The sequence below is a fragment of the Solicola agrisoli genome, assembly GCF_049059935.1.
Classification (GTDB): Bacteria; Actinomycetota; Actinomycetes; order Propionibacteriales; family Nocardioidaceae; genus JAURVT01.
Map to the genome: position 1 here is coordinate 22,274 of NZ_JBMGQR010000016.1, position 26,436 is coordinate 48,709.

Sequence of the window (26,436 nt, forward strand, 5' to 3'; positions counted from 1 at the left end):
GTGACACCGGTCACTATCGCACCCGGGTCAGTCCGCGTGCCGCCCCTGCGGCGCGGTGCCGGTGGTCACCGGCTCGCCGTCGACCTCGGCGTGCGGGTCGACGTGGGCGCCGGCGTCCGACGGCACGTGCGGGTGCTCGCGCTCCAGCGAGGCGCCCTCGACGTCCACGTCGGGCAGGATCCGGTCGAGCCACGCCGGCAGCCACCAGGCGGCGTCGCCGAGCAGGTGCATCACGGCCGGGATGAGCAGCAGCCGCACCACGAACGCGTCGACCAGGACGCCGAGCGCCAGGCCGAGGCCGATCGACTGCACCAGGACCGAGTGCGCGAACACGAAGCCGCCGAACACCGAGACCATGATCAGCGCGGCAGCGACCACCACCGCCCGTCCGGCGTGGACGCCGCGGCGCACCGCGACCCGTGACGGCGAGCCGTGCGCGTACGCCTCGCGCATGCCGCTGACGAGGAACAGCTGGTAGTCCATCGCGAGCCCGAACAGGATGCCGACCATCAGGATCGGCAGGAAGCTCAGGATCGGCCCGGGGTCGTGCACCCCGAAGACGCCGCCGAGCCAGCCCCACTGGAACACCGCGGTGACGCCGCCGAACGCGGCGAACAGCGACAGCACGAAGCCCGCCGTCGCGGTGAGCGGCACCAGGATCGAGCGGAAGACGAAGACCAGGATCACCAGGGACAGCCCGACCACCACGACCAGGTACAGCGGGAGCGCGTCGGACAGCTTCTCGCTGACGTCGATGTTGCCCGACGCGTTGCCCGCGACGCCGACCGAGTCGACGCCGTCGAGCTGCAGGCCGCGCAGGTCGCGGACCAGCTGCTCGGTGGACTCCGCGGTGGGTCCGCCCTCGGGGACCACCTGGAACGCGAGCAGCGTGCCGTCCTGCGACGCCCCGATCGGGGCGACCGCGGCGACGTCGCCCTGGGCCCTCAGCTCGGTGCCGATGCGCACCTGCTCGGCGACCAGCGTGCTCTGCGTGACCGCCTCGGGCAGGTCGGCCACCGCGACGAGCGGCCCGTTGACGCCGGCACCGAACTTCTCGTCGACGAGCTGGTAGGCCTGGTAGGCCGTGGAGTCCTGCGGCTCGGACGACCCCGCGGGCAGGCCGAGGCGCATCGACAGCGCCGGGATGGCGACGATGAGCAGCGCGACGGTGCCGCCGACGAGGGTGATCACGGCGCGGCGGTTGCTCATCGGCGTGCTGGGGGGCGCCGGTGCGGCGACGTGGCCGTCGCGGGCGCGCTCCTTCGTGGACAGGATGCGCGGGCCGACCAGCGACAGCAGCGCGGGCGTCATCGTGATCGCGATGAGGATCGCGACGAGCACGCAGACCGCTCCGACGGTGCCCATGAGGCCGAGGAACGGGATGCCCGTGAGGTTGAGGGCGAGCAGGGCGATCATCACGGTGGCGCCGGCGAAGACCACCGCGTTGCCCGACGTCCCGTTGGCCAGCCCGATCGACTCCGCGAGCGGCACGCCCTGGCGCAGCTGCGTGCGGTGGCGGTTGAGGATGAACAGCGAGTAGTCGATGCCGACCGCGAGGCCGAGCATGATGCCGAGCACCGGGGTGACCGAGAGCATCTCGACCGTGCCCGACAGCGCGAGCGACGCGGTGACGCCGACGCCCACGCCCACCAGCGCGTTGACCAGCGGCAGTCCGGCACCGATGAGCGTGCCCAGCATGACGACCAGCACGACCGCGGCGACGGCCAGGCCGACCGCCTCGCCGACGCCGAAGACCTCGGGGATCGTGGCGGCAGTGTCGTTCGAGACCTCGACGTCGACGCCGTCGATGTCGGCGCCCGTCATTGCGGCGACGACGGCGTCCTTGGTCTCGGTGGGGATCTCGAAGCTGGTGGCCTCGAACTGCACGTTGACGACGGCGGTGGTCCGGTCGGTCGAGACCTGGCGGATGCCCTCGGACAGCTCGAGCAGCTGCGCCCCCTGCTCGGCCTGCGCGGTCTGCGCCTCGAGCGCGGCGCGGCTCTGGTCGAGCTCGGCCTGCTGCGCGTCGAGCCGCTCGACCACCGCGTCCTGCCCGGCGGCCTCGGCCTGCTGGCGGGCACCGTCGAGACGGTCCTGCGCGGCGTCGAGCCGGTCGGTCGCGGCGGTGAGCTGCTCGCGTCCGCCGGCGACCTGCTGGGCCTGCGCGTCGATCTGCGCCTGGGTGGTGAACGGGTTCGTGGCCCCGACGACCCCGTCGATCTCGCCGACGTCGGTCAGCAGGGTGGCGATCTCGGCCTGCTGTGCCGCCGTGAACGGCTCGTCGTCGGTGGTGGTCATCACCACCGTGCCGCTGCCACCGCCGAGGTCGGGGAACTTCTCGGCGAGCTCGTCGCTCACCTGCTGCGTGGCGGTGCCGGGGATGCTCACGACCGACGTGAGCGTGCCGCCGAACAGCGCGAACGCGCCACCGGCCAGACCGAGGACGAGCACCCAGGCGACGACGACGGTCCAGGCGCGACGGGCCGCCGTCCGTCCGAGGCGGTAGAGCAGTGAGGCCATGGTGCGGGGTTCCTCCGAGGGGATCGGGACGTGGCGAGGGGTCAGGCGGACGGCGCGTAGCCGCGTCGGACGGTGGCGACCAGCCGGTCGAGCAGCTCGTCCCACGCCGCGCGCGACGCGGGCTCGAGGGACCCTCCGGTCTCCTCGATCCACCGCTCGGCGACGACGGCGAGACCGTTGATCATCGAGCTGACCAGGATCTGTGCCTCGAGGCCGTCGCCGTCGGCGCTGCGGGCGGTCAGCTCGGCGGCCATCTCGTCGGTGCAGCGCGTGAACACGTCCTGGATCAGGTGGTGGGACCGCGGGTCGGCGTGGTCGTCGCCGAGGACGCCCGAGATGTAGGCGATGACGGCGGGGAGGTCGACGCCGAGCATCGCGGCCGTCAGCTCGTCGAACAGGGCGGCGGGCGACCCGTCCCCGACGGGCGTGGCGGCCGTGGCCGCACGGAACTCCTCGACCGCGCCGGTGAGGACGCGCGTGCAGGCCGTCATGACGACCTCGTCGAGGGAGGCGAAGTGGTTGAACACGGTGCGGCGGGCGACGTCGGCCCGCTCGGCCAGCTCGTCGACGCTGAACTGACGCGACCCGCGCTCGCCGATGAGCGCGTCGGCCGCGTCGAGGATGGCCTGACGGTGCCGGGCCTTGAGGGCCGCCCGGCGGTCGGGGGCTGCGGTCTCGGCGGTCACCGGACCAGCCTACGACGAAGGTGCACTCAGTGCATCTCTGCACCTCGTGCACCTTTCGTCGCCCGCCTCAGAGCAGCGCGAGGACGACGCTCGTCAGCACGCTGCCCACGAGGAAGTACGGGGCGTTGAGCAGGCCGTAGCCGATCGGGTGGGGGAAGTTCGGGTTGATCGCGATCTGGAACGTCATCGCCACCAGGTAGCCGACCCCGACCACGAGCCCGAACACCACCGCCTCGCCGAGGGACTCGATGTCGAGCGCCGCGACCAGGACGGCGCTGGCCAGCACGGTCAGGAACCCGCAGACGAGCGGGCCGACCGCCGCCACCACGGTCGGCGCCGGCGCCTCGACGCCCTCGCGACCGAGCACCCGCAGGTACTGCTCCGGCACCAGCAGGACGAAGTACAGACCACCGAGGACGGTCAGGACGACGGTGGCGACGACGACGCCGATCCAGCTGATCTGGGCGAATGCCTCGAGCATGTCGGGGTTCCTCTCACTCGCGCCGGTGCCGGTCACCGCCGCTGGGACCCACCCTCGCCGACATTCAGGACCGTTCCTGTCCGCTTGCGGCGGCAGGATGACGTCCATGACCGGACCGACCTCCCGCCTGCTCTCCCTGCTCTCGCTGCTCCAGGCGCGACGCGACTGGCCGGGGTCGCTGCTGGCCGAGCGGCTCGAGATCACCGAGCGCACCGTGCGCCGCGACGTCGACCGTCTGCGCGAGCTCGGCTACGGCATCCGTGCCACCCGGGGCCCCGACGGCGGCTACCGCCTCGAGGGCGGCAGCGAGCTGCCTCCCCTGCTGTTCGACGACGACCAGGTGGTCGCGCTCGCCCTCGCCCTCCAGGTGGCCGGCGCCGGGCACCCCGCCCTGGAGGAGAGCGCCACGCGCGCGCTCGCGACCGTCAGGCAGGTGATGCCCTCGCGACTGCGTCACCGTCTGGACTCGGTGAGCGTCACCACCCTGGCGAGCACCCGCACGGACGGCGACGTGACGCCCGAGCTGCTGCAGACGCTCGGCGCGGCCGTCCGCGACCGGGAGTCGCTGCGCTTCGACTACGCCGTGCCGCACGCCGAGCCGGCGGGCGAGCCCGCTGCGCCGCGTCGGGCCGAGCCGCACCACGTCGTCAGCGCCGGCAGTCGCTGGTACCTGCTGGCCTGGGACCTCGACCGCGGCGACTGGCGCACCTTCCGGGTCGACCGCATGACCCTCCGCACCCCTCACGGCCCGCGGTTCGCCCCGCGCGAGGTCCCCGGGGGCGACGTCGCCGACTTCGTCGCGGCCCGCTTCAAGGGGTCCACCGGGGCGAACGCGTGGGCCTGCCAGGGCCGGGCGGTGCTCGCCCTGCCCGCCGCCGAGGTCGCCCCCCACGTCCGGGACGGCGTCGTCGAGGCGCTCGGCCCCGACCGGTGCCGGCTCTCGCTCGGCGCCTGGTCCTGGCCCGCGCTGGCCGCGACGTTCGGGCGCTTCGACGCTGACGTGGGCGACGTCGAGCCCGCCGAGCTCGCGACGGCGTTCGGTCACCTGGCCGAGCGGTTCCGTCGCGCCAGTCTGCGCAAAGCTCCTCCATCTTGACCAGATCTGGGGGACCATCGTGCGGTGGGCCACACCACCCCACGGGACGGTCGAGGAAGGGACGGCGGGACGCACCATGACCACCGCGCAGCACGGGGCCGGCGCCCTCCAGCGCCTCGTCGTCGCACGGCAGCCGATCGTCGACCGCGCCGGCCGGGTGGTCGCCTACGAGCTGCTCTTCCGCTCCGACGACTCCGCCGACTACGAGCTGTCCGGGGAGCACAAGACCGTCCAGGTGATCACCGGGACGATCTCGGCCGGGATCGAGCGCATGTCGCGCAGCACCCGTCTGTTCTGCAACGCCGACCGCGGTGCGCTCACCGGCACCACCCCCCTGGTGCTCCCGCCGCACTCCACCACGATCGAGGTGCTCGAGACCGTCGAGATCGACGACGAGGTCGTCGCCGGGTGTCGTGAGCTCGTCGCGCAGGGGTACCAGCTCGCGCTCGACGACTTCAGCTGGTCACCGCGGGCCGAGGAGCTGCTGGAGATCGCGAGCGTGGTCAAGATCGACCTGCTCGCCTGCACCGCAGCCGAGGTCCTCGACCTGGTCGAGCGCTGTCGTCCCCACGCGGTGACGCTGCTCGCCGAGAAGGTCGAGACCCGCGAGCAGCTCGACTGGGCCGCGTCGATCGGCTTCGAGCTCTTCCAGGGCTACGTCATCGAGCGGCCCGAGGAGATCCGCACCGCGTCGGTGGCTCCGTCGACCCTCTCCCTGGTCCAGCTGACGGCCCGGCTGGCGGCCGCGGAGGTCGAGCTCGACGAGCTGGACCGGATCATCCGCACCGACCCCGGCCTGAGCCTGCAGGTGCTGCAGCTCGCGGCCGTCGGCGCCGGCCGGGGCCTCAAGCGCCAGGTGCGCAGCGTCCACGAGGCGCTCGTGCTGATGGGGACCGCGCGGGTGGCCCGATGGGCCGCCCTGGCCGTCCTGGGCTCGGCGCCGTCGACCTCGCCCGACGCCTTCGTGCGCGCCCTGGCCCGGGCACGGGCCTGCGAGACGCTGGCCCGCGGGTGCTCCGGCGTCGACCCGTGCTTCGCGTTCACCGCGGGGCTGATCTCCAGCCTCGACGACCTACTCGGCGTGCCCGCGAGCCGGCTCGCCGACGCGCTCGAGATCGACGCGACGCTCAAGGCCGCCGCGTTCGACCACACCGGCAGCGTGGGCGAGATCGTGGGCCGGGTGACGGCCCACGAGGCGGGTCAGGACCTGCCCGGCGTGCTCGTCGCCGAGGCCTTCGGCTGGGCGCTGGAGCAGGTGCAGACCCTCGAGCCCAACGCGGCCTGACCCCGGGCCCGACGTCAGTCGCCCGAGCGGCCCTGCCGCCCGAGGCGGCCGGCGATGCGGGCCACGGCGTCGTCGCTCGGCGACGCGGCCTCCCGGTTGGACTCCGCCAGGTCGTCGAGGACCTCCTGGCGGTGGACCGCCACGCTGCGGGGCGCGGAGACGCCGACGCGGACCACGTCCCCCTTGACGTCCAGCACGGTGACGACGACGTCGTCGCCGATGACGATGCTCTCTCCGACCCGTCGGCTCAGGACCAGCACGCGCTACCCACCTCCTCGTGAGGAGCCCACGCTACCTGTGCGGACGGGCGGTCAGTCGTCCGACGCGTCCGGCCACAGCGGCGCGCGCACCGGCAGGTCGCCCTGCTGGACCACCTGGGCCGCCAGACGGGTCCGGTGGTTGACCACCACCGGGGCCAGCAGGTTGGCCGTCGGCGCGGACGCGTCCGCCCCGGCGTTGACCAGCACGACCGTGACGACGGGGTCGCCGTCCTCGATGCCGAGCGAGGCGACCAGGTCGTCCTCCACCTCGGGCGCGTAGTCGGGGAAGAACGGCCCGGGCGGCACCACGAGGAAGCTGAGGTCGGGCTCGTCGAGCGACCGCAGCGAGCAGGTGAGCCCGGCGTCGTCGAGCTGGACGAGCGCGAACCGGCGGTGCTCGGGGAAGCCGAGGATCGGCTCCACCAGGCTGAGCACCGGCAAGTCGTCGTCGGTGGTGGGGGCGGGGGGCAGCGGGGACAGGGTCAGCACGATGGGCCTCTCAGCGCAGGAAGTCGACAAGGGACGGTTGGAGCACGCGCGCGGTGGCGCCGAGGGCGGCCTGGTAGGCCATCTCACGCAGGCCGAGCTCGGTGGCGGCCTCCGCGAGGTCGATGTCCTCGACGTCGGAGATCCGGGCCTGCAGGTCGAGCTTGCGGCTCGCGGCCACGTCGATCACCTTCTCCAGGCGCGTGCCACGCGCGCCCACGTCGGTCAGTGCGCCCGAGATGCGCGCGAGGGCCCCGTTCATGGCGTCGAGGTCGCCCGAGAGCGACGCTCCGGGGGTGCGGAGGTTGGCCGCGAGGGTCTCGAGCGCGGCGAAGACCGAGTCGGCGCCGTCACCGAAGGCCTGCGGGCCCGAGACGTCGACCCGGACGCGCTCGTCCGCGGCGACGGTGCGCTCGACGGCGCCGGCGTCACCGAGGTAGGCCCCGGTGGTCGGGTCGTAGGCACGGGCCTGGTCGGTCGTGCCGCCGAACAGCGGGCGGCCGAGCCGCGTCGAGTTCGCCTCGCCGAGCAGCTGGTTGCGGATCTGGTCGACCTCGGCGGCGAGCGCGTCGCGCCCGCCCTGGCCGATCGAGCCGCTGTTCGCGCCCTGCAGGGTGATCTGCTGAGCCCGGCGCACCGAGGTGAGCGCGCCCTGCAGCACCGAGTCGGTCTGCGCGAGCCAGTCGGCGCCGTCGGCGGCGCTGGCGGCGTTCTGCTCGACCTCGCGCAGCTCCTGACGGCGTGCGAGCACGGCCGCGGTGCCGGTGGGCGAGTCCGAGGGCCGGTTGATCGTCTTGCCGGTCGCGAGCTGCTCCTGCACGACCGCCAGACGTCCCAGGCTCGCGTGCACCGTGCCGACGGAGCGGTCGATCATCAGGCGCTGGGTGATGCGTGGCGTGGTCATCAGCGGGCTCCGGTCCGGTTGATCAGCGTGTCGAGCACGGAGTCCAGCGTCGACATGACGCGGGCCGCGGCCTCGTAGGCGCGCTGCGAGGTGAGCAGGTTGACCATCTCCTCGTCGGTGTTGACGCCCGAGACGGCCTCGCGCGACGCGTCCACCTGGGCGGCGAGACCGGACTGGGTCGCAGACGCCCGGTCGGCCGAGGCGACCTGGGCGCCGACCGTCCCGACGAACGCGCGGTAGGCGGTCGACACGTCGAGCCCGGCCAGCACGTCGGCGTTGCCGCTGCCGAACGCACCCTGGGTGCTGCCCGCGGCGGCCACCTGACGCGGGTCGGTGATCGCCACGGAGAGGGTCGCCGCGGTCGTGCCGGTGAAGAAGGCGCCGCCCGGTGCGCCGTCGAGGTCCTTGCCGCCCTGGTGCGCCGTGTTGACCGCCGACGCGATGCCGGCGACGACCTGGTCGAGCGCGGCGAGGTGCCCGGGGATGCCGGTGCCGAGCAGCGACGCCGTGGCGCCGAGCGATCCGCTGGGGACGGTCGCGGCCGTCCCGTCGACCGCGAACGAGACCGGGTCGGTGGCCTGGCCGGTGATCGTCGTGGCGCCCGAGACGGTGAGCGTCCGCGCGGTGCTGCCGCCCACGAGCGTCGCGGCTCCCAGGCGCACGGTGGCGGTGCCGTCGGCCTCGTGCAGGACGCCGGCACCGGTCAGCTCGGACAGACGCATCGTCAGCTGGTCGCGCTGGTCGAGCAGGGTCGCGGCGTCGGTGCCGTCGGTGGACGCCTGGATGCTGCGGTTCACCGCGGCCAGCTCGGTGGCCAGGTCGTTGACCTGCCCCACGAGCTGCGTGGCGGACTCGCGCTGGGCGGTCCACTCCGACCCGACGGCACGGGCCTGCGCGCCGAGGGTGGAGGTCACGGTCCGGGCCGCCTCGAGCACCTGGGCCCGGGCGGCGGTGTCGTTCGGGGCGTCGGCGAGCTTGGCCCAGGCGCCGCTGAGCGCACCGAGGGCGGTGGACAACCCGTTGACGCCCGGCTCGGCGAGCGAGGCCTCGAGCCGTCCGAGCGAGGAGGCCGTGGTCGACAGCTGCTGGGCGTGGGCGTGCTCGACGCGCCCCCGCGCGTCGAGGAAGGGGTCGACGATGCGGTCGACCGCCGCGGTGGTGACCCCGGCACCCCCGGCGATCGAGCGCGACCAGAGCGCGGGCACGGCCGGCGCGCCCGCCGCCTCGGCCACGACGCGTCGGCGCGAGTACCCCTCGGTCCCGGCGTTGGCCACGTTGCCCGACGCCACGTCCATGGCCACCTGGTGGTGACGCAGCGCGGACAGCGCCGTCGAGAGCGAGGCGAAGGAGCCGGCCATCAGATGCTCCGGTCGATGTTGCGGCTGCGCCGCGAGGTCTCGGTGGAGCCGTCGGAGCCGTAGGTGGGGCCGTCGACGTCCTGCATCGCGGCGAGCGTCTCGCGGATGGCGCGGTGGCCGGCGCTGAGCAGGTCGCGGTTCGACTCGGCCAGGGTGGTGATCTCGGCCATCGCGGTGGTGAACGACTCGTGGTGGTCGGCGAGGATGGACGACCAGGGCTCGGGCACCAGCTCGACCAGCTGGCGCAGGCTCGGGTCGTCGGGCAGCCCGAGCTGGGCCACGACGGCCGCCAGGCCCACCGCGCGGCTGAGCTCGGCGGCGCGGATCTCGTCCAGCACCGTCTCGACCTCGCGCGCCGCCCGGCCGAGGTGCCGGGTGCGGCCGCTCGCCAGGATCAGCTGCTCGGTCTCCAGCTTGTAGACGAGCAGGTCCAGCAGCTCTCTCTCGTGCCAGAGCACGGACGACAGCTCTTCCATCGACACGGTCCCTCGCACCTCCTCGGTCAGGATCACCATGAGAGCACGATCGACCGGTCGGTCCCAGACCTGAGGAACCCGGGTCGACGAACTGTCGAGATCGCCCCGTTCCCGGGTCCTCCACGGTTCGGAGTAGCCCGTTCGGGCCACCTCTCCCCCCGGTGGAGTAGCCCTCTCGGACCGGAATCACCATTCTTGAGTATTTTTCTTGAGCGTTTCTCATCCAGATGACTGACAGCACGTCAGAGTTCTCTACGTGAACCTCCTCAGCCAGCCGGTCGTCTCGGACCCGGCCACGCAGGTCGACGTCGACGACCTCGTCCGCCAGCACATGCCGCTCGTCGGTCACCTGGTGCGCGACCTGCACTCCCGGGTGCCCAGCCACGTCGACCGCGACGACCTCACCGGCACCGGCCTGGCCGCCCTCGTGGCCGCCGCCCGTGCCTGGGACGCCGAGCGCGGCGTCAGCTTCGCCCGCTACGCCTCGATCCGGGTGCGCGGCGCCCTGCTCGACGAGCTGCGCGGTCTGGACTGGGCGAGCCGCTCGGTCCGTCGTCGGGCCCGCGAGATCGACGAGGCCCGCAGCCGCGTCGCCGGCCAGATCGGTCGCAACCCCACCGACGCCGAGCTGAGCGCCGCCACCGGGCTGAGCCTGCGCGAGCTGGCCTCCCACGCCGACGACGTCTCCCGCTCGGTCGTGCTGTCGATGCAGACCTTCGAGGACGACCAGGTCGACGGCCTGGTGTCCCGCCGCGCCCCCGGTGCCGACGTGCTGCTGGAGCAGCGCGAGAAGATGGCCTACCTCCGCGACGCCGTCGACACCCTCCCCACCCGTCTGCGCACCGTCGTCGAGGGCTGGTTCCTCCAGGACCGCTCGATGGCCGACATCGCCGCCGACCTGGGGGTCTCGGAGTCACGGGTCTCGCAGATGCGGGCCGAGGCGCTCGCCCTGCTCAAGGACGGCATGAACAGCGCGCTGGCACCGGAGATGGTCCCGTCCGCGGCACGCCCCGACGGGTGCGCGGCACGCCGACGCGAGTCCTACTTCGCCGAGGTCGCCGCCCACCGCAGCTTCCGTGAGCGGCTCGCCGCGCCGGCCCCCGTGGCCGTCGCGCAGTCCGCCTGACGGTCGCGAGAAAAACTTCTCGCAGAAAATCTCAGGTCGGCCGATCCCCGGCCGATCCTGACACCAGACGGGCCCACGGACGGGCTCGTGATCCACTTCAAGGAGGAAACATCATGGGTCTTCGCATCAACCAGAACATCGCCGCGATGAACGCGTACCGGAACCTCTCGGTCACCGACGGTCAGATGTCCAAGTCGCTGGAGAAGCTGTCCAGCGGATTCCGCATCAACCGCGCCGCGGACGACGCCGCCGGTCTGTCGATCTCCGAGGGCCTGCGCTCCCAGGTCGGCGGTCTCAAGGTCGCCGGCCGCAACGCCCAGGACGGCGTCAGCGTCGTCCAGACGGCTGAAGGCGCGCTCACCGAGGTCCACTCCATGCTGCAGCGCATGAACGAGCTCTCGGTGCAGAACAACAACGGCACGCAGAACACCGAGTCCAAGGCCGCCCTGTCGGCGGAGTTCGACGCGCTGAAGACCGAGATCGGCCGGATCCAGGACAACACGACGTTCAACGGCGTCTCGCTGTTCCCGGCCACCGCCGCGACCTCGACGTTCCAGGTGGGCTACGCCAGCACGGACACCATCGACGTGAGCCTGGGCAAGGTCGACGTCTCGGCCGCGGTCATCACCGACAGCACCACGGTCCAGACGGCGATCACCGCCGTGTCGACCAAGCGGAGCGACCTCGGTGCCCTGCAGAACCGCTTCGAGCACACCATCAACAACCTCAGCGTCGCCGTCGAGAACCTGTCGGCGTCCGAGAGCCGGATCCGTGACACGGACATGGCGCAGGAGATGGTCTCGTTCACCCGCTCGCAGATCCTGTCGCAGGCCGGCACGGCGATGCTGGCCCAGGCGAACCAGGCCTCGCAGTCGGTGCTGCGTCTCCTGCAGTGATCGACGCGGTGACCTGACGTCGCGGCGGGGCCTCGGGGCCTCGCCGCGGCGTCGCCGCACCCCACCGTCGGACCCGCGTCCGGCACCGGCGCCAGACAGGAGGAACCGATGGCGACCTCGAGCATCTCCGGTCTCGTCAGCGGCCTGGACACCACGGCCATCGTCAGCAAGCTGATGCAGGTCGAGGCCGCGCCGCAGACCCTCCTGAAGAACAAGCGTGTCGCCGAGCAGTCGGCGATCACCTCGCTCCAGGCGCTCAACGCCAAGGTCTCCGCGCTGGCCACGGCCGCCGGGGGCCTGTCGCGACTCACGTCGTGGAACCCCGTCAAGGCCTCCACCTCCGGCACGGGGCTCACCGCCACCGTCACCGGCAACGCCGCACCCGGCACCACCTCGGTGACCGTGCAGCAGACGGCCCGGCAGCACCGGCTCGAGATGGCGTCCACCGCGGCGTCCACCGACGTCGTCACCGGCCCCTCCACGAGCATCCGCCTGGTCTCCTCGACCGGGACGGTCACCGAGGTCGACACCGGCGACGGCACCCTCGCGGGCCTCGTCTCGGCGGTCAACTCCGCCGGCACAGGCGTCCGCGCCTCCACCGTCCGGCTCGACGACGGCTCGCTGCGGCTCCGTCTCGAGTCGACCACCACCGGCGACGCCTCGGCCTTCAGCGTGACCGACTCCGCCGGCGGCCAGCTGCTCGGCGGCTCGACCGTCACCGCCGGCCGCGACGCCGCGATCACGATCGGCTCGGACACGCTGCACTCGGCCACCAACACCTTCTCCGGCGTCCTCGCCGGCCTCGACCTCACCGTCGCCTCGGGCACCGCGCCGGGCACCGTGGTCGACGTCGCCGTCACCGCCGACACCGCGTCGCTCACCACCGCCGTCAAGACGATGGTCGACGCCGCGAACGCCGTGCTCGCCCAGATCCGCACCTCCACCTCCTACGACGCCGTCACCAAGGCCAAGGGGCCGTTGTCCGGCGACGCCGGCGTGCGCGACCTGCGCGACCAGCTGCTGTCGCTGGTGGGCGCCAACCCGGCGGGCACGTCGATGGCCACCTACGGCGTCCAGCTCACCCGCGAGGGCACCCTGACCTTCGACGAGGCCGCGTTCACGGCCAAGGCCACCGCCGACCCGGCCGGCACGGCCGCCGCCTTCGCGGCGAGCGGCAGCTGGTCGGGGTCGGGCACCGTCTCGCTCGCCGGCGCCGGCTGGCGCGCGACACCGGGCACGCACCCCGTCTCGGTCAGCGGCGACACCGTGCTCGTCGACGGGCTCCCCACCACGGGCACCGGTCCGGTGCGCACCGGCACCGGACGCGGCGAGGGCCTGTCGGTCTCGGTCGACGGGGACGCCTCCGGCGTCCTGACGCTGACCCAGGGCTTCGCGGCACGCCTCGCCGCCTTCGCCGAGCGCGCCAGCAACAGCAGCGACGGCTCGCTGACGACCGCGACGGCCGGCCGCAACCGGACGGTCAGCGGCCTGACCTCGGCCATCGACGCCTGGGACCAGCGCCTGTCCACCCGCCAGCAGTCCCTCGAGCGCCAGTACGCCGCGCTCGAGGTGTCCCTCAGCAAGCTCCAGAACCAGTCCCAGTGGCTCTCGGGCCAGCTCGCCCAGCTCTCCAGCTCCAGCTCATGACGGAGGACCGATGAACGCGCGTCAGGCCTACATGTCGAACATGGTGACGACGGCCAGCGGCCCGTCGCTGCTCCTGCTGCTCGTCGACCGGCTCCGGCTCGACGTCGAGCGGGCGATGGACGCCCAGGAGCGTGCCGACCACGGCGCCGCCCGCGTCTTCCTGCTGCACGCGCAGGACATCGTCACCGAGCTGTCCGGCAGCCTGGACGCCGACGCCTGCCCCGGCGGCGCCAACCTCCTGGCGATCTACGACTGGCTGTTCACCGAGCTCGTCCAGGCCAACGTCAAGCGCGACGTCGGCGTCACCCGCGGGTGCCTGTCGATCGCGACGCAGGTCGCCGACATCTGGCACGAGGCCGCCGCGCACGCCGTCGTGGCCTGATCGTGGACCAGGACTGGGACGCCGCCTGGGCCGAGGCCCTCGACGACCTCGAGGTGTCGGTCGACGCCGCCGAGCGCGTCCTGCACGGCGACGACGACCCGGTGCCGGCCTGGTACCCGCCCCTGATGTCCGCCCCCATCCCCGACCGCATGGTCGAGCGGGCCCAGGCGCTCCTGCGGCGGCAGGTGGACGTGGCCGAGCGTCTGACCGCCGCCACCCTCGGCACCCGCCGCCAGATCGGCGTCGTCTCGCGCGTCTCGGCCGCCACCCGGGCCGCCCCCGGGCCGGCGTTCCTCGACGTCTCCGCCTGACGGCCGCCCGCCGGCCGAGATCGGCCGAGAAATCTCCTCGCGATTCCTCAGGATCGCCAGGGGCCGACCGAACAAAGGGGTGAGCGACGGATCGCTCGCCCCTCGCCGAAGGATCGGCGTCTCCTGCCCATGTGGGGAGCACCGATCCATGTCGTTCACCCAGGACGCCGTCTCCGCGACGATCCGCACCGCGCTCGACGGGCTGTCCGCCCGCCAGCGCGTCGTCGCGGACAACATCGCCAACATCGACACCCCGGGGTTCACCGCCCGCAAGGTCGAGTTCGAGACGGCCCTCCAGGGCGCGGTGTCCGAGGGCTCGATGACCCTCGGCCAGGTGAGCCCGACCACGAGCGCCCGCTCCACCCCGGTCGGCCCGAACGGCAACAACGTCGACCTCGCGACCGAGACGCTCGCCGCGACGCAGTCGCTGTTCCAGTACCAGATGATGACCCGCGCGGTCAGCGACCGGACGGCCCGCGTGACGACCGTCCTCGGTGGTGCCTGATGAGCGCCTTCTCCGAGCTGAACATCGCGGGCAGCGGCCTGACCATGCACCAGCGCTGGCTCGACGCGCTCTCGGACAACATCGCCAACGTCAACACCGTCCGCTCGACCGACCAGGCCGCCTTCCAGGCCCGGTTCGTCAGCGCCCGCTCGGCCGCCGGCGGCGGCGTCACCGTCGGACCGGAGTCCGCCGGCGACCCCGTCGGTCGCCTCACCTACCAGCCCGACCACCCCCTCGCGGACGAGGAGGGCTACGTGCGCATGCCCGACATCGACATGGCCAGCCAGATGAGCCAGCTCGTGATGGCGCAGCGCGGCTTCCAGGCCCAGGCGGCCGTGGTCAAGAACGCGCAGGACACCTACTCCAGCGCGCTGTCCATCGGGAGGGGCGCATGAGCATCCCCGCCATCTCCGGGTTCACCCCGTACGTCCCGCCGGTCGCCGACACCTCGTCGGTCGTCGCGGGCGGCGGTGCCACCTCGGGCGCCGGCTCGATCGGCGGCGACTTCGCGGCCAAGCTGTCCGGCGCCATCGACCGCCTCGAGGCCGTCAACGACAAGGCCGACAACCTCGCCGTGCAGGCCGCCACCGGCAAGCTCACCAACATCCACGACTACACCATCGCGGCCACCGAGGCCGCGACCACGACCCAGCTGACGACCGCGGTGCGCAACAAGGCCATCGAGGCGTTCACCGAGATCATGCGGATGCCTGTCTGATGAAGCAGCAGCTCATGGGGCGTCTCGCCCCCCTCCAGCAGCGCTTCGGCGCACTCACCGGCGCGCAGAAGGCGGCCGTGGTCGGCGGACTCGTCGTCCTGCTCGTCGCCGGCGTGTTCTTCTACCGCTGGGTCTCGACGCCGTCGTACAGCCCGCTGTACACCAACATCTCGACCGAGGACGCGTCCGCGGTCGTGGAGAAGCTCGACGCCGACGGCACGCCCTACGAGCTGACCGGCGGCGGCACCACGATCATGGTGCCGAACGACCTCGTCTACCCCACGCGCATCGCGATGAGCGGCGAGGGGCTGCCGACGCAGAAGTCCGACGGCTACAGCATCCTCGACGAGCAGGACCTGTCGACGTCGCAGTTCCAGGAGCGCACCGGCTACAAGCGCGCGATGGAGGGCGAGCTCGCCGCGACCATCGGCGGCCTCGACGGCGTCGACACCGCCGTCGTGCACCTGGCGATGCCCGCCGAGGAGGTCTTCGCCGACGAGCAGAAGCCCACCACCGCCTCGGTCCTGGTCAAGACGCGGGCCGGCGAGACCCTGTCGAGCGAGCAGGTCCGCGCGATCGTCTACCTCGTCTCGTCCAGCGTCGAGGGGCTCAAGCCCGAGGACGTCACCGTCGCCGACTCGACCGGCAAGGTCCTCAACTCCCCCGGTGACGAGGGCGGCACCGGTGGCGGCGGCGACCGCGCCGAGGTGGTGCAGGCCTACGAGACCAAGATGAGCACCGCCCTGCAGAAGATGCTCGACCGCGTCGTGGGTCCGGGCAACTCCTCGGTGCAGACGACCGCCGACCTGGACTTCGACAACACCGTCACCGACTCGACCCGCTACTTCGCCAACCCCGACGACCTCACGCTGTCGGAGACGAGCAGCACGGAGAACTACGACGGTGCCGCGGCCGACGGCGCCGGTGGCGTGGTGGGCCCCGACGGCCAGCTCGACACCGAGAACGCCACGGGGACCGACGGCCAGGGCTCGACCTACCGCAAGACCCAGCGCACCGCGGACAACGCGCTCGGCAAGACCGTGGAGCGCCGCCAGGCGGCCCCGGGCAACATCTCCAAGCTGCACGCGGCGATCGTGCTCGACAGCCAGAAGGTGCGTCCCGCCGACGCCGGCGTCATCGAGGACATGGTCGTCTCCGCGCTCGGCATCGACACCGCGCGCGGCGACACCGTCGAGGTCAACACGATGGCGTTCGACCGCACCGCGGAGAAGGCCGCGGCCAAGGACCTCGCGGACGCCGAGGCCGCCGCCACGCGCGGCCGGTACGTCGAGTGGGGCCGCAACGCCGCGATCGTGCTCGCCGTCATCGCCGTCCTCGGCCTGTGGTGGCGACGCCGCCGCCGCCAGCACGAGGAGCGGATCGAGGCCTCGACCTACGTGGTGGAGCAGCTCCGCCAGGAGGCGCTCGAGCGCGAGCAGCAGGCCCTGACCTCCGCCGCCCCGACGACGGCGATCCCGCTCGGCGGCCTGCCCGCCGGCAGCGGCCCGTCCGCGGCGACGCGCGACGAGATCGCCGCGCTCGTCGAGCGTCAGCCCGAGGAGATCGCGCAGCTCCTGCGCGGCTGGCTCGTGGACACCAAGCCATGAGCGTCGCGACGGATCCCGCGGGCCTGCGCAAGGCCGCGATCCTCCTGGTCCAGCTCGGGCGCGGCGCGTCCTCGCGCATCCTCGAGCGCCTCGACGAGGCCGAGGTCGAGCTCCTCACCGCCGAGATCTCCCGCCTCGGCGCGGTCGACGCCGACGAGGCGACGATCGCCGTCGACGAGTTCGGGCAGATGGCCCGGACCCAGGCCGTGGTCGCCCGTGGCGGCCCGGAGGTGGCCCGGAGCATGCTCGAGCAGTCCCTCGGGCACGACCGTGCCGAGGCGATCATGGCCCGCGTGCAGGCCGCCGCCGTGCACCGCCCGCTGCAGTTCCTGCACCGCACCGACCCGCTCCAGCTCGTCTCGTTCATCTCCCAGGAGCACCCGCAGGTCGTGGCGGTCGTGCTCGCCCACATGACCAGCGAGAAGGCCACCGCCGTCCTGGCCGCGCTCGACCCCGCCCTGGCGGCCGACGTCGCGCACCGCATCGCGGTGATGGAGCGCTGCCGTCCGGAGATCCTGCGTGCCGTCGACTCCCGGCTGTCCGCCCGGATGTCCTCGCTGCTGCAGCCCGACGACCACACCGCGACCGTGGGCGGCATCGACCCCATCGTCGACATCATCAACCGCTCCGACCGCGGCACCGAGCGGCTCATCGTCGAGGCGCTCGAGAGCCGTGACCCCGAGCTCGCCGAGCTCGTCCGCAGCCGGATGTTCCTGTTCGAGGACCTGGTCACGCTCGACGACCGCTCGGTGCAGATGCTGCTGCGCAAGGTGGAGCCCGCCGACCTCTCCGTCGCCCTCAAGCGGGTGCCGGACGGCGTGCGCCAGAAGGTCGTGCAGAACCTCTCCGAGGGCGCCGCGACGGCGCTGGTCGAGGACATCGACCTGCTCGGCCCGGTGCGCGTTAGCCAGGTCGAGGAGGCCCAGCAGAAGATCATCCGGGTCATCCGCGAGATGGAGGAGTCCGGCGAGCTGGTCGTGAGGAGGGGGAACGACGATGAGCTCATCGCCTGACCCGCGCACGCTGGTGCTGCGCGACCTCGACGCCGGCTTGGTGCAGGAGGCCCCCCGCCGCGGGGAGCTGCGCGCCGGCGGGTGGACCCGACTCGGCTCGGGCGACGTCGTCGGCGACGTCGTCACCGAGTCCCTGCTGTCCGACCTGGCCGCACGCGCCGAGGCCGCCGCCCGGGCCCAGGGCTACGCGGCCGGCTGGGCCGAGGGTCGTCGCGCCGCCGCCGAGGCCGCCGCCCAGGTGACCTGCGAGGTCGCCGCCGAGCGCGCCCGCACCGCCCGTGCGCAGGACGAGGAGCACGCCCGCGTCGTCGCCGCGCTGACCGCGGCCGCGGTCGACGCGGCCCGCGCCGCCGAGCCGACCGTGCGGGCCGTGGAGGACCGCGCCGTCGAGGTGGCCCTGGCGGTCGCCGAGGCCGTGGTCGGTGCCGAGCTGTCCACGGTCGACCACGCCGCACGTCTCGCCGTGCGCCGCGCGCTCGACCTGGTGCCCGCCGGGTCCACCGTCCGGCTGCGTCTGCACCCCGACGCGGTCGCCACCCTCGACGTCGACGCCCTCGCGGCCGACGGCGTGCAGGTCGCTCCCGACCGCACGCTCGGCGTCGCCGACGCGGTCGCCGAGGACGACGACGTCGTGGTCGACGCGACCATCACCGCGGCGCTCGCCCGCGTCCGCGAGGCGCTCGCATGACCGGCACGCTCACGACGTCGCGCGTCGGCGCTGCCCTGGACGCCGCGGGCCCCCGTCGGTACGGCCGCGTGGCCGAGCTGCAGGGCCTGCACGTGCTGGTGCGCGGCACCGACGCCGCCGTCGGCGACCTCGTCGAGATCGACGCCCCCGGACGCACCGTCCTCGCCGAGGTGGCCGCGAGCAGCCTCGAGGGCCAGGTGGCCCTCCCGCTGTCGTCGCTGCGCGGCGTCCGCGTCGGCGCACGGGCCCGCACCACCGGCGGGCCGCTCACGATCCCCGTGGGCGACGCCCTGCGCGGTCGCGTCCTCGACGGCCTCGGCCGCCCCGTCGACGGCGGTCCGGCCCTGGCCCACCTGCCGCACGTGCCGGTCGAGAACGACGCCCCGGCCGCCCTGAGCCGTCAGCGCGTCGACCGCCAGGTCGGGCTCGGCGTGCGGGCGCTCGACGCGCTCGTGCCCTGCGGGCGCGGCCAGCGTCTGGGCATCATGGCCGGCTCGGGCGTCGGCAAGTCGACGCTGCTCTCGATGGTCGCGCGCGGCTCCGAGGCCGCGATCTCGGTCATCGCCCTCGTCGGCGAGCGAGGCCGCGAGGTCCGCGAGTTCGTCGAGAACGACCTCGGCCCCGAGGGCCTCGCCCGCTCCGTGGTCGTCGTGGCGACCTCGGACGCGCCTCCCGTCGAGCGCCTGCGCGCCGCCTTCACCGCCACCCGCATCGCCGAGTACTTCCGCGACCGCGGGGAGGACGTCGTCCTGATGATGGACAGCCTGACGCGCGTGGCGATGGCGCAGCGCGAGATCGGGCTCTCGGCGGGCGAGCCGCCGGCCACCCGCGGCTACCCGCCCAGCGTGTTCGCGCTGATGCCCCGCCTCCTCGAGCGCGCCGGACCGGCGCCCGTCGGGAGCATCACCGGCCTGTACACCGTGCTGGTCGAGGGCGACGACATGCAGGACCCGATCGGCGACACCGCCCGCTCGATCCTCGACGGCCACGTCGTGCTGTCGCGACGCCTCGCCACGTCGGGCCACTACCCCAGCATCGACGTGCTCGAGTCGGTGTCACGCGTCGCCGGCACGGTGAGCACGGCCGAGCAGCGCGCCGACGCCACCGAGCTGCGCACCCTGCTCGCCGCCCACCGCGACGTGCGCGAGCTGGTCGAGATCGGCGCCTACGCACCGGGCAGCGAGCCCACCGCCGACCGTGCGATCGCCCTCATGACGCAGATCGACGCGTTCCTGCGCCAGGGCCTGGACGAGCGCGGCGGCACCGCCGAGACCTGGGACGCCCTGCACCACCTGGTGGGTGCCGCATGACCCGCCGGCCCCGCGAGGACGACGGCCTGAGCGCCGTCGAGCGCGTCCGCGGCGTGCGCGAGCAGGACAGCCTGATCGGCCTGCAGCACTCCCTGACCACCCAGGCCGAGCGCCACGCCGCGGCCGAGGCCGCGCGTGCCCGGCTGGCCATGCTGCCCGCGTTCCAGAGCGGGACCGGCGCACAGCTGCTCGCCGCCCGCGCCGTCGCGACCCAGATGGCCGACGCCTGCGACGAGGCGCGGTCCTCGGCCGAGACCGCCGACCGCCTCACGGTCGAGTCGCGCGGACGCTGGCAGGACGACCGCACCCGCCTGCGCGCCGTCGAGCTCCTGCTGCAGCGGCGTGCCGACGTGCGCGCGACGGAGCGACGCCGCGCCGAGGACCGCGACCTCGACGACGTCGCCGGTCAGGGATGGATGCGCCGACGCCGGGAGCTGCGCCGATGAGCCTCGACACCGTGACCAGCCGCATCCAGCAGATCGAGAGCCAGATCCAGCTGCTGTCGCCGCAGCGCGCCCGGGCCACCGGCACGACCACCAGCGGCGCCGACTTCGCGCGCGCCATGGCCGCGTCCGGCGCCGCGGCGGGCAGCGGGCCGTCCTCGGTCGGCCCGACGACGGACGTGCCGGCGGGCGGCTCCACCGGCGGCGACGCGGTGGTGGCGACGGCGCGCAAGTACCTCGGCATCGACTACGTCTGGGGCGGCACGAACCCCGACAAGGGCCTGGACTGCTCCGGCCTGGTGCAGCTGGTCTACAAGCAGCACGGCATCGACCTGCCCCGCGTGTCGTACCAGCAGGCGAAGGCCGGGCGTCCGGTCGCGAGCATGGCCGAGGCACAGCCCGGCGACATCCTCGCCTTCAACAGCCCCGTCAACCACGTCGGCATCTACATCGGGAACGGCAAGATGATCGAGGCGCCGCGCACCGGCCTCAAGGTCCGCGTCGCCGACGTGCCGGAGACCCCGACGGCCATCCGCCGGGTGCTGCCGGAGTCGGCGTCCACCGGCGCGGTCGGCACGCGCTCGACGTCGGGCGGCTCGCTCGGCGACGTCCCCTACGCGCAGCTGTTCCGGTCCGCCGGCGCGCGGTACGGCGTCGACCCGACGCTGCTCGCCGCCGTGGCCAAGCAGGAGTCCGGCTTCCGGCCCGACGCGGTGAGCCCGGCCGGGGCGCGCGGCCTGATGCAGCTGATGCCCTCGACCGCCCGCGGCCTCGGCGTCACGAACTCGATGGACCCGGCGCAGGCCGTCGACGGCGCCGCCCGTCTGCTCAAGGACCTGCTCGGCGACTTCGGCCGCGTCGACCTCGCCCTCGCCGCCTACAACGCCGGACCGGGTGCGGTGCGTCGCTACGACGGCATCCCGCCCTACGCCGAGACGCAGAAGTACGTCCGCAACGTCCTCGCCCACCAGGAGCGGCTCTCGTGAACGTCACCTCCGCACCCACGTCCGCCGGCACCGGCGTCGTCGCCGCAGCCCCGGCCGGCACCTCGGGCGCGACCCCGGGCTTCGCCGCGCTGCTCCTCGGGGAGCTGGCCGGCAGCGCGCTGCCCGGTGCCGCGGTGCCCGTCGCCGCGCAGCCCGGTCCCGTGCCGCCCGTCCCTGCCGCCGCTCCCCCGGCCGCCACGACGCCGGACGTCGCCGCGACGGCACCCGGCGAGGTCGCCCCTGCGACACCCGACCTGCCGTCCGAGCCCGGTGACGACGTCGCCGAGCCCGCCGCGGACACCGCTGCCGCGCCCGGCACGGACGCCCTGGCGCCGGCCGCCGCCTCGCTCCTGCCGCTGCAGCCCGCCGTCCTGCAGGCCGTCGTGGTCGCCACCCCGGCCGTCGTGCCCGGCGAGACCGCGGACCCCGTGGCCGACGCCGACGCACCGACCGGTGCGGTGCCCGTCGGCACGCCGGTGGCTGCCGCGGCGCCGACGACGACCACGGCCCTCACCACCGTCGCGGCCGTGCCCGCAGGCGACGCCGTCCCGTCGCCGGCTCCGCCCCTCCCGGGCGCCGACCTGCCGGTCGCCGCCGACCCCCGGGCCCCGGGCGACGCCCCCGACTCCTCCCGCCAGGACACCGCGGCCGACGCCACCGCGGCCCCGGCCGCCACCGCCGTCCCGACCCAGACCACCCCGGCCACCACCGTGCCCGCGGCGGTCGCCGCACCGGTGCAGGCGGCGGCGCCCACGGTGCCGTCCGCCGTCGCGCTCCCGGTGCCCCGCGACCCGGTCACGGCCCAGGTGCTCCCCGTGGTGGCCCGGGCTGTCTCGCAGGGCGAGGGCGTGCACCGCCTCGTGCTGAGGCTGCACCCGCTGGACCTCGGCGAGGTCCGGGTGACGATGACCGTCCGCGACGGCTCGGTCGACGTCGTGCTCACCGCCGGCGCCCAGGCCCGCCACCACCTCAGCCAGGGGTCGTCCGAGCTGAGGCAGATGCTCGAGACGGTCGGCGCCACCGCGGGCCAGATCGTCGTCAAGGAGCTCGTGCCCACCGGGACGCCCGCGACGCCCGCTCCTCCCGCCCCCACCGGCTCGGGCCTCGGCGCCGCTGCCGACCAGGGCGGGGGCCCCACCGGCCAGACCGGACCCGGCTCCGAGCGCTCGCCCGACCGCGGCCACCAGACCGGCCCCGGCCTCGCCGGGTCACCCGGTGCGCCCGAGCCGCCCGTGCCGCGTCGCACCGCCCCCACGTCCACCCGCTCGCTCGACCTGACCCTGTGAGGCCCTGATGCCGATCTCCGTGACACCCGCCGCCTCGGGCGCCGCCACCGCGTCCACCGCGGCGGCCGGCACCACGACGCCGACGTCCTCGACCGCCATGGACAAGGACACGTTCATGAAGCTGCTCGTCGCGCAGCTGAAGTACCAGGACCCGATGAACCCGACCGACTCCGCGCAGTTCATGGCGCAGACGGCGCAGTTCACCTCGCTCGAGAAGCTCGAGCAGGTGGCCGACCAGACGCAGCAGTCGCTGGCCGCGCAGCTGGCGTTCGGCGCGAGCAGCCTCGTCGGCCGCACCGTGTCCTACCCCCAGCCCGACGGCAGCACCGCCACCGGCGTCGTCGACACCGTGAGCTTCACCTCCGCCGGCCCCGTGCTGAGCGTGGGCGGCACCGACGTCTCGATGAACGACGTCACCGCCGTCACCGCCACGAAGCCGTCCGGCACCACCGCCTGAGACCGCACCACCGCCCGCACGACCCACCACCGGCCAGTCCGCGACCGCGTCCCGGCCACCTCGAGAGGACCACCACCATGCTTCGCTCCCTCTTCGCCGCCATCAGCGGCCTGCGCGTCAACCAGACGATGCTCGACGTCACCGGCAACAACATCGCCAACGCGAACACCGCCGGCTACAAGAGCAGCCAGACCGTCTTCCAGGACACCCTGAGCCAGGCGCTGACCGGCGCCTCGGGTCCCGGCAACGGCCGCGGCGGCACCAACCCGATCCAGGTCGGCCTCGGCGTGCAGCTCGCCTCGACCACGACCAGCTTCACGCAGGGCTCGACCCAGATCACCAACAACCCGACCGACCTGATGATCAACGGCGACGGCTTCTTCGTGACCAACAACGGCAGCGAGGACGTCTACACCCGCGCGGGCGCGTTCCGCTTCGACGCCGACGGCAACCTGACGACCCCCGACGGCAACATCGTCCAGGGCTACATGGCCGACGGCCAGGGCAACCTCGGCGCCGGCGTCGGCGACATCCGTCTGCCCGCGATCGTCAACCAGGGCGGCGCGAACCCGCTGACGTCCTACTCGATCGGCAAGGACGGCATGATCACCGGCAAGTTCGCCGACGGCTCGCAGCGCTCGCTCGCGCAGGTGGCCGTCGCCGACTTCGCCAACCCCGCCGGGCTCGAGAAGATCGGCAGCACCTCGTTCCGTCCCAGCGCCAACTCCGGCGGCGCCCAGGTGGGTCCCCCCGGGACCGACCGCCGCGGCGTGCTGACCGCGGGCTCGCTCGAGATGTCCAACGTCGACCTCGCGCAGGAGTTCACCAACCTGATCGTGGCCCAGCGCGGCTTCCAGGCCAGCTCGCGCGTGATCACCACCTCGGACCAGGTGCTCGAGGAGCTCGTCAACATCAAGCGCTGACGACCGGCCCCGACCTGAGGGCGAGAACCCCTCAGGTCGGGGACCTGCTTGCCGATCAGTTACCCGACTGGCCACGGACGGCCGGACGACAGCACAAGGATGGTGCAACCCATGGTCACGCTCACCCGCCTGAACGGCGGCGCGTTCGCGCTCAACGCCGACCTGATCGAGCGGGTCGACCAGACCCCCGACACGGTCATCACGCTGCTCGACGGCACGAAGTACCTGGTGCGCGAGAGCCTCGACGAGGTCGTCGACGCCGTGCGCGGCTTCCGCAGCAGCGTGCTCGCCCTCGCCGCGGACCTCGAGGCCGGACGCGACACGGTCGTGCGCCGCGCCCAGGCCCAGCAGGACGGCAGCGTCCTGCGCTTCCCCCACGGGGAGGCGTGATGGACCCGGCAACCGCGATCGGCATCGGCGTCGGCGCCGTCATCATCGTCGTCTCCAACATCATGGAGGGCGGCAACCCCGCCGCGCTGCTGCTGCCCGCACCGATGATCCTCGTGTTCGGCGCCAGCATCCTGGCGTCCGTCGCCGGCGGCACCATGGCCGACGCCAAGGCCGCCGCCGTCTCGCTCAAGACCGCCTTCACGACCAAGCCCCAGCCGTCCAACGAGCTCGTCCCCGTGCTCGTCACGCTGGCCGAGCGCGCCCGCCGCGAGGGCCTGCTGGCCCTGGAGTCGGCCTCGCGCGACCTCGACGACGACTACCTGAAGCGCGGCATCACGCTCACCGTCGACGGCACCGACCCCGAGGAGGCCCGCGACATCCTCGAGTCCGAGATCTTCGCCAAGCAGCGCTCGACCAAGCAGGAGGCCAAGTTCTTCAACGACCTCGGCGCCTACGCCCCCACCTTCGGCATCGTCGGCACCGTCATGGGCCTGGTGCACGTGCTCGAGAGCCTGTCGAACCCCGACGAGCTCGGTCACCTGATCGCCGCGGCCTTCGTCGCGACCCTGTGGGGCGTGCTCTCGGCCAACCTGATCTTCCTGCCGATCGGCAACCGCATCAAGCGTCTCGGCGACCTCGAGGTGGCCCGGATGGAGATCATCGTCGAGGGGGTCATGGCCATCCAGGCCGGTGCCAACCCGCGCGTGGTCGCCCAGAAGCTCCGCTCGCTCATCCCGGCGGACGAGCGCGAAGTCGAGGCGGCGTAGCCGTGGGCGCGCGAGGCGGCAAGCGGCACCTGGAGGAGGAGCACGTCAACCACGAGCGCTGGCTCATCTCCTACGCCGACATGATCACGCTGCTCATGGTGCTGTTCGTGGTCATGTTCGCCATCAGCCAGGTGGACCAGAAGAAGTTCGACGAGCTCAAGACCGGCACGACGTCGGGGTTCGGCGAGACGACCTCGGCGTTCCAGGGCGCCGACGGCATCATGGCCGACGCGTCCACGCCGATGGACCCCGCCGCCCCGCTGCTCAAGCCGTCGGGGGCCGACGCGGCCGACGACGTCGCGACCTCCTCGACGCCGGAGGCCGACGCCGCCGCCGTCCGCGCCGAGAACCAGCGTCAGGCCGAGTCGCGCACGACCGAGGCGACCGCCGAGGTCCGCCGGCTCTCCGCCGTGGAGCGACGCGTCCGCACCGCGCTGCGGGCCCAGGGCCTGCAGGACGACGTCCGCATCGTCCTCGACGAGCGGGGGCTCACGCTGAGCATGGTCTCCGAGCACGTGGTCTTCGCGGCCGACCGGGCCGAGCTGACCCGCCGGGGCGTGCGGGTCACCGACGCCCTCGCCGGCGCGCTCGCCGGTGTGCCGGACCAGCTCGAGGTGGCCGGCCACACCAACCAGGTCGCGGTGAAGCCCCGGTTCTTCCCCACCGAGTGGGAGCTGTCGGCGGCCCGGGCGACCACGGTGCTGCGCCGCATGCAGGACGTGGGACGCGTGCCCGGCAAGCGCCTGACCGCGGTCGCGCACGGCGACGAGATCCCCCTGGTGGACCCGGACGACCCGTCCGCCGCCCGGGTCAACAAGCGGGTCGACATCACGGTGCTCTCTGACGCACCCCAGGAGACGCGGGCCCTGTTCACCCAGGTGCTCGAGCAGGAGAGGAAGAGGAGGCAACGATGAGCGTCACCACGCTGACCCCGCCCGAGGGCGAGGCGGCCGAGAAGCCCCGCAGCCGCAAGAAGCTCGTGGTGGTGATGGCGGTCCTCATCATCGGGTCCGCCGCCGCCTGGTGGTTCATGCTGAAGCCGGCGGGTGCCGAGCCCCCGCCCGAGCCGGGCGAGGTCACCACGATGGAGCCGATCCAGATCAACCTCGCGGGCGGCCACTACCTCAAGGTCGGTCTCGCGATCCAGGCCACGGCCGACGCCCACGAGGCCCTCGACGGGAGCAAGGCCCTCGACAGCGCGATCGAGCTGTTCAGCGGTCGTCCGATGGAGGAGCTCGTCCAGCCGGTGCAGCGCCAGAAGCTCAAGGCCGAGCTGCTCGAGCGCCTCGAGAAGCGCTACCACCACGAGGTGATGGACGTGTACTTCACCGACTTCGTGACCCAGTAGCCCGGCCTCGGGACGCCGGTCGTCCGGGGCCCGCGCGCGGGAACCGGACGTTCCGGGCGAGAACGTCGACATTTTCACCTC

Annotated in this window: 31 protein-coding genes; 23 read left to right on the top strand and 8 right to left on the bottom strand. The window is 73.4% G+C overall.

The features are described 5' to 3' along the window. Positions 1-27 precede the first annotated feature (27 nt). The 3 genes from ACI6PP_RS08255 to ACI6PP_RS08265 form a co-directional block, all read right to left on the bottom strand. Positions 28-2,520, bottom strand: coding sequence for an MMPL family transporter (locus tag ACI6PP_RS08255; protein ID WP_421110695.1), 2,493 nt, complete (start codon positions 2,518-2,520; stop codon positions 28-30). 41 nt (positions 2,521-2,561) lie between these two features. Beyond that, the gene (locus tag ACI6PP_RS08260; protein ID WP_421110696.1) at positions 2,562-3,206 is read right to left on the bottom strand and encodes a TetR/AcrR family transcriptional regulator; all 645 of its coding nucleotides are present in this window, start codon (positions 3,204-3,206) and stop codon (positions 2,562-2,564) included. 67 nt (positions 3,207-3,273) lie between these two features. Then, positions 3,274-3,687 carry a DUF1761 family protein gene (locus tag ACI6PP_RS08265; RefSeq protein WP_421110698.1) on the bottom strand — a complete coding sequence of 138 codons (414 nt, stop codon included), beginning with the start codon at positions 3,685-3,687 and terminating at the stop codon, positions 3,274-3,276. Positions 3,688-3,793: 106 nt separating this feature from the next. On the opposite strand from ACI6PP_RS08265, the gene ACI6PP_RS08270 reads away from it, so the two are divergent. Both ACI6PP_RS08270 and ACI6PP_RS08275 read left to right on the top strand, forming a co-directional pair. Next, positions 3,794-4,783, top strand: a complete 990-nt coding sequence (locus ACI6PP_RS08270; protein ID WP_421110700.1) for a helix-turn-helix transcriptional regulator — start codon at positions 3,794-3,796, stop codon at positions 4,781-4,783. 76 nt (positions 4,784-4,859) lie between these two features. After that, positions 4,860-6,068, top strand: coding sequence for an EAL and HDOD domain-containing protein (locus ACI6PP_RS08275; RefSeq protein WP_421110702.1), 1,209 nt, complete (start codon positions 4,860-4,862; stop codon positions 6,066-6,068). Positions 6,069-6,082: 14 nt separating this feature from the next. On the opposite strand, the gene csrA is transcribed toward ACI6PP_RS08275, so the two are convergent. Genes csrA through ACI6PP_RS08300 form a run of 5 tightly spaced genes read right to left on the bottom strand, consistent with a single transcriptional unit; the run spans position 6,083 to position 9,591 of the window. After that, a complete protein-coding gene (csrA, locus tag ACI6PP_RS08280; protein ID WP_421110704.1) occupies positions 6,083-6,328 on the bottom strand; it encodes a carbon storage regulator CsrA in 246 nt (81 codons plus the stop codon). Positions 6,329-6,379: 51 nt separating this feature from the next. After that, on the bottom strand, positions 6,380-6,817 hold the full coding sequence (fliW, locus tag ACI6PP_RS08285; RefSeq protein ID WP_421110706.1) for a flagellar assembly protein FliW: 438 nt from the start codon (positions 6,815-6,817) through the stop codon (positions 6,380-6,382). Between the two features lie 10 nt (positions 6,818-6,827). Beyond that, positions 6,828-7,718: a flagellin N-terminal helical domain-containing protein gene (locus ACI6PP_RS08290; protein WP_421110707.1), complete on the bottom strand. Its 891-nt coding sequence runs from the start codon at positions 7,716-7,718 to the stop codon at positions 6,828-6,830. Further along, positions 7,718-9,076: a flagellar hook-associated protein FlgK gene (flgK, locus tag ACI6PP_RS08295; protein ID WP_421110709.1), complete on the bottom strand. Its 1,359-nt coding sequence runs from the start codon at positions 9,074-9,076 to the stop codon at positions 7,718-7,720. The genes ACI6PP_RS08290 and flgK overlap by 1 nt, the downstream gene beginning before the upstream one ends. Beyond that, entirely contained in the window at positions 9,076-9,591 is a 516-nt protein-coding gene (locus tag ACI6PP_RS08300) for a flagellar protein FlgN (RefSeq protein WP_421110711.1), read from the bottom strand. Before ACI6PP_RS08300 ends, flgK begins: the two co-directional genes overlap by 1 nt. A gap of 217 nt (positions 9,592-9,808) precedes the next feature. On the opposite strand from ACI6PP_RS08300, the gene ACI6PP_RS08305 reads away from it, so the two are divergent. The 21 genes from ACI6PP_RS08305 to ACI6PP_RS08405 all read left to right on the top strand — a co-directional run bounded on the left by ACI6PP_RS08305 (position 9,809) and on the right by ACI6PP_RS08405 (position 26,355). After that, entirely contained in the window at positions 9,809-10,678 is an 870-nt protein-coding gene (locus ACI6PP_RS08305; protein ID WP_421110713.1) for a sigma-70 family RNA polymerase sigma factor, read from the top strand. A gap of 113 nt (positions 10,679-10,791) precedes the next feature. After that, a complete protein-coding gene (locus ACI6PP_RS08310; RefSeq protein WP_421110715.1) occupies positions 10,792-11,574 on the top strand; it encodes a flagellin N-terminal helical domain-containing protein in 783 nt (260 codons plus the stop codon). 108 nt (positions 11,575-11,682) lie between these two features. Next, positions 11,683-13,221 (top strand): flagellar filament capping protein FliD, encoded by a 1,539-nt coding sequence (gene fliD, locus ACI6PP_RS08315; RefSeq protein WP_421110717.1) that lies wholly within the window; start codon positions 11,683-11,685, stop codon positions 13,219-13,221. A gap of 10 nt (positions 13,222-13,231) precedes the next feature. Continuing rightward, positions 13,232-13,603: a flagellar export chaperone FliS gene (gene fliS, locus ACI6PP_RS08320; RefSeq protein ID WP_421110719.1), complete on the top strand. Its 372-nt coding sequence runs from the start codon at positions 13,232-13,234 to the stop codon at positions 13,601-13,603. 2 nt (positions 13,604-13,605) lie between these two features. Continuing rightward, positions 13,606-13,914, top strand: coding sequence for a hypothetical protein (locus tag ACI6PP_RS08325; RefSeq protein ID WP_421110721.1), 309 nt, complete (start codon positions 13,606-13,608; stop codon positions 13,912-13,914). Positions 13,915-14,062: 148 nt separating this feature from the next. After that, complete coding sequence (locus ACI6PP_RS08330; protein ID WP_421110723.1) at positions 14,063-14,419, top strand: flagellar basal body rod protein FlgB; 357 nt, start codon at positions 14,063-14,065, stop codon at positions 14,417-14,419. Further along, a complete protein-coding gene (locus tag ACI6PP_RS08335) occupies positions 14,419-14,814 on the top strand; it encodes a flagellar basal body rod protein FlgC (protein WP_421110725.1) in 396 nt (131 codons plus the stop codon). Before ACI6PP_RS08330 ends, ACI6PP_RS08335 begins: the two co-directional genes overlap by 1 nt. Further along, positions 14,811-15,137 (top strand): flagellar hook-basal body complex protein FliE, encoded by a 327-nt coding sequence (gene fliE / locus ACI6PP_RS08340; protein ID WP_421110727.1) that lies wholly within the window; start codon positions 14,811-14,813, stop codon positions 15,135-15,137. Before ACI6PP_RS08335 ends, fliE begins: the two co-directional genes overlap by 4 nt. Next, positions 15,137-16,744: a flagellar basal-body MS-ring/collar protein FliF gene (fliF, locus tag ACI6PP_RS08345; protein ID WP_421110729.1), complete on the top strand. Its 1,608-nt coding sequence runs from the start codon at positions 15,137-15,139 to the stop codon at positions 16,742-16,744. Before fliE ends, fliF begins: the two co-directional genes overlap by 1 nt. Beyond that, on the top strand, positions 16,741-17,757 hold the full coding sequence (gene fliG / locus ACI6PP_RS08350) for a flagellar motor switch protein FliG (RefSeq protein ID WP_421110731.1): 1,017 nt from the start codon (positions 16,741-16,743) through the stop codon (positions 17,755-17,757). Before fliF ends, fliG begins: the two co-directional genes overlap by 4 nt. Then, positions 17,741-18,445: a FliH/SctL family protein gene (locus ACI6PP_RS08355; protein ID WP_421110733.1), complete on the top strand. Its 705-nt coding sequence runs from the start codon at positions 17,741-17,743 to the stop codon at positions 18,443-18,445. The genes fliG and ACI6PP_RS08355 overlap by 17 nt, the downstream gene beginning before the upstream one ends. Then, positions 18,442-19,755, top strand: coding sequence for a FliI/YscN family ATPase (locus tag ACI6PP_RS08360; RefSeq protein WP_421110735.1), 1,314 nt, complete (start codon positions 18,442-18,444; stop codon positions 19,753-19,755). Before ACI6PP_RS08355 ends, ACI6PP_RS08360 begins: the two co-directional genes overlap by 4 nt. Continuing rightward, positions 19,752-20,201, top strand: a complete 450-nt coding sequence (locus ACI6PP_RS08365; RefSeq protein ID WP_421110737.1) for a flagellar FliJ family protein — start codon at positions 19,752-19,754, stop codon at positions 20,199-20,201. The genes ACI6PP_RS08360 and ACI6PP_RS08365 overlap by 4 nt, the downstream gene beginning before the upstream one ends. Then, positions 20,198-21,184 (top strand): transglycosylase SLT domain-containing protein, encoded by a 987-nt coding sequence (locus ACI6PP_RS08370; protein ID WP_421110739.1) that lies wholly within the window; start codon positions 20,198-20,200, stop codon positions 21,182-21,184. Before ACI6PP_RS08365 ends, ACI6PP_RS08370 begins: the two co-directional genes overlap by 4 nt. Then, a complete protein-coding gene (locus ACI6PP_RS08375) occupies positions 21,181-22,470 on the top strand; it encodes a flagellar hook-length control protein FliK (protein WP_421110740.1) in 1,290 nt (429 codons plus the stop codon). The genes ACI6PP_RS08370 and ACI6PP_RS08375 overlap by 4 nt, the downstream gene beginning before the upstream one ends. Before the next feature lie 7 nt (positions 22,471-22,477). Then, positions 22,478-22,927, top strand: a complete 450-nt coding sequence (locus ACI6PP_RS08380; protein ID WP_421110742.1) for a flagellar hook assembly protein FlgD — start codon at positions 22,478-22,480, stop codon at positions 22,925-22,927. Between the two features lie 77 nt (positions 22,928-23,004). Next, the gene (locus tag ACI6PP_RS08385; RefSeq protein ID WP_421110744.1) at positions 23,005-23,850 is read left to right on the top strand and encodes a flagellar hook-basal body complex protein; all 846 of its coding nucleotides are present in this window, start codon (positions 23,005-23,007) and stop codon (positions 23,848-23,850) included. 111 nt (positions 23,851-23,961) lie between these two features. Continuing rightward, a complete protein-coding gene (locus ACI6PP_RS08390) occupies positions 23,962-24,240 on the top strand; it encodes a flagellar FlbD family protein (RefSeq protein WP_421110746.1) in 279 nt (92 codons plus the stop codon). Then, entirely contained in the window at positions 24,240-25,007 is a 768-nt protein-coding gene (locus ACI6PP_RS08395) for a motility protein A (protein ID WP_421110747.1), read from the top strand. The genes ACI6PP_RS08390 and ACI6PP_RS08395 overlap by 1 nt, the downstream gene beginning before the upstream one ends. Positions 25,008-25,009: 2 nt before the next feature. Next, positions 25,010-25,921 carry a flagellar motor protein MotB gene (locus tag ACI6PP_RS08400; RefSeq protein WP_421110749.1) on the top strand — a complete coding sequence of 304 codons (912 nt, stop codon included), beginning with the start codon at positions 25,010-25,012 and terminating at the stop codon, positions 25,919-25,921. Beyond that, positions 25,918-26,355 (top strand): flagellar basal body-associated FliL family protein, encoded by a 438-nt coding sequence (locus ACI6PP_RS08405; RefSeq protein ID WP_421110750.1) that lies wholly within the window; start codon positions 25,918-25,920, stop codon positions 26,353-26,355. The genes ACI6PP_RS08400 and ACI6PP_RS08405 overlap by 4 nt, the downstream gene beginning before the upstream one ends. The last annotated feature ends 81 nt before the right edge of the window (positions 26,356-26,436 follow it).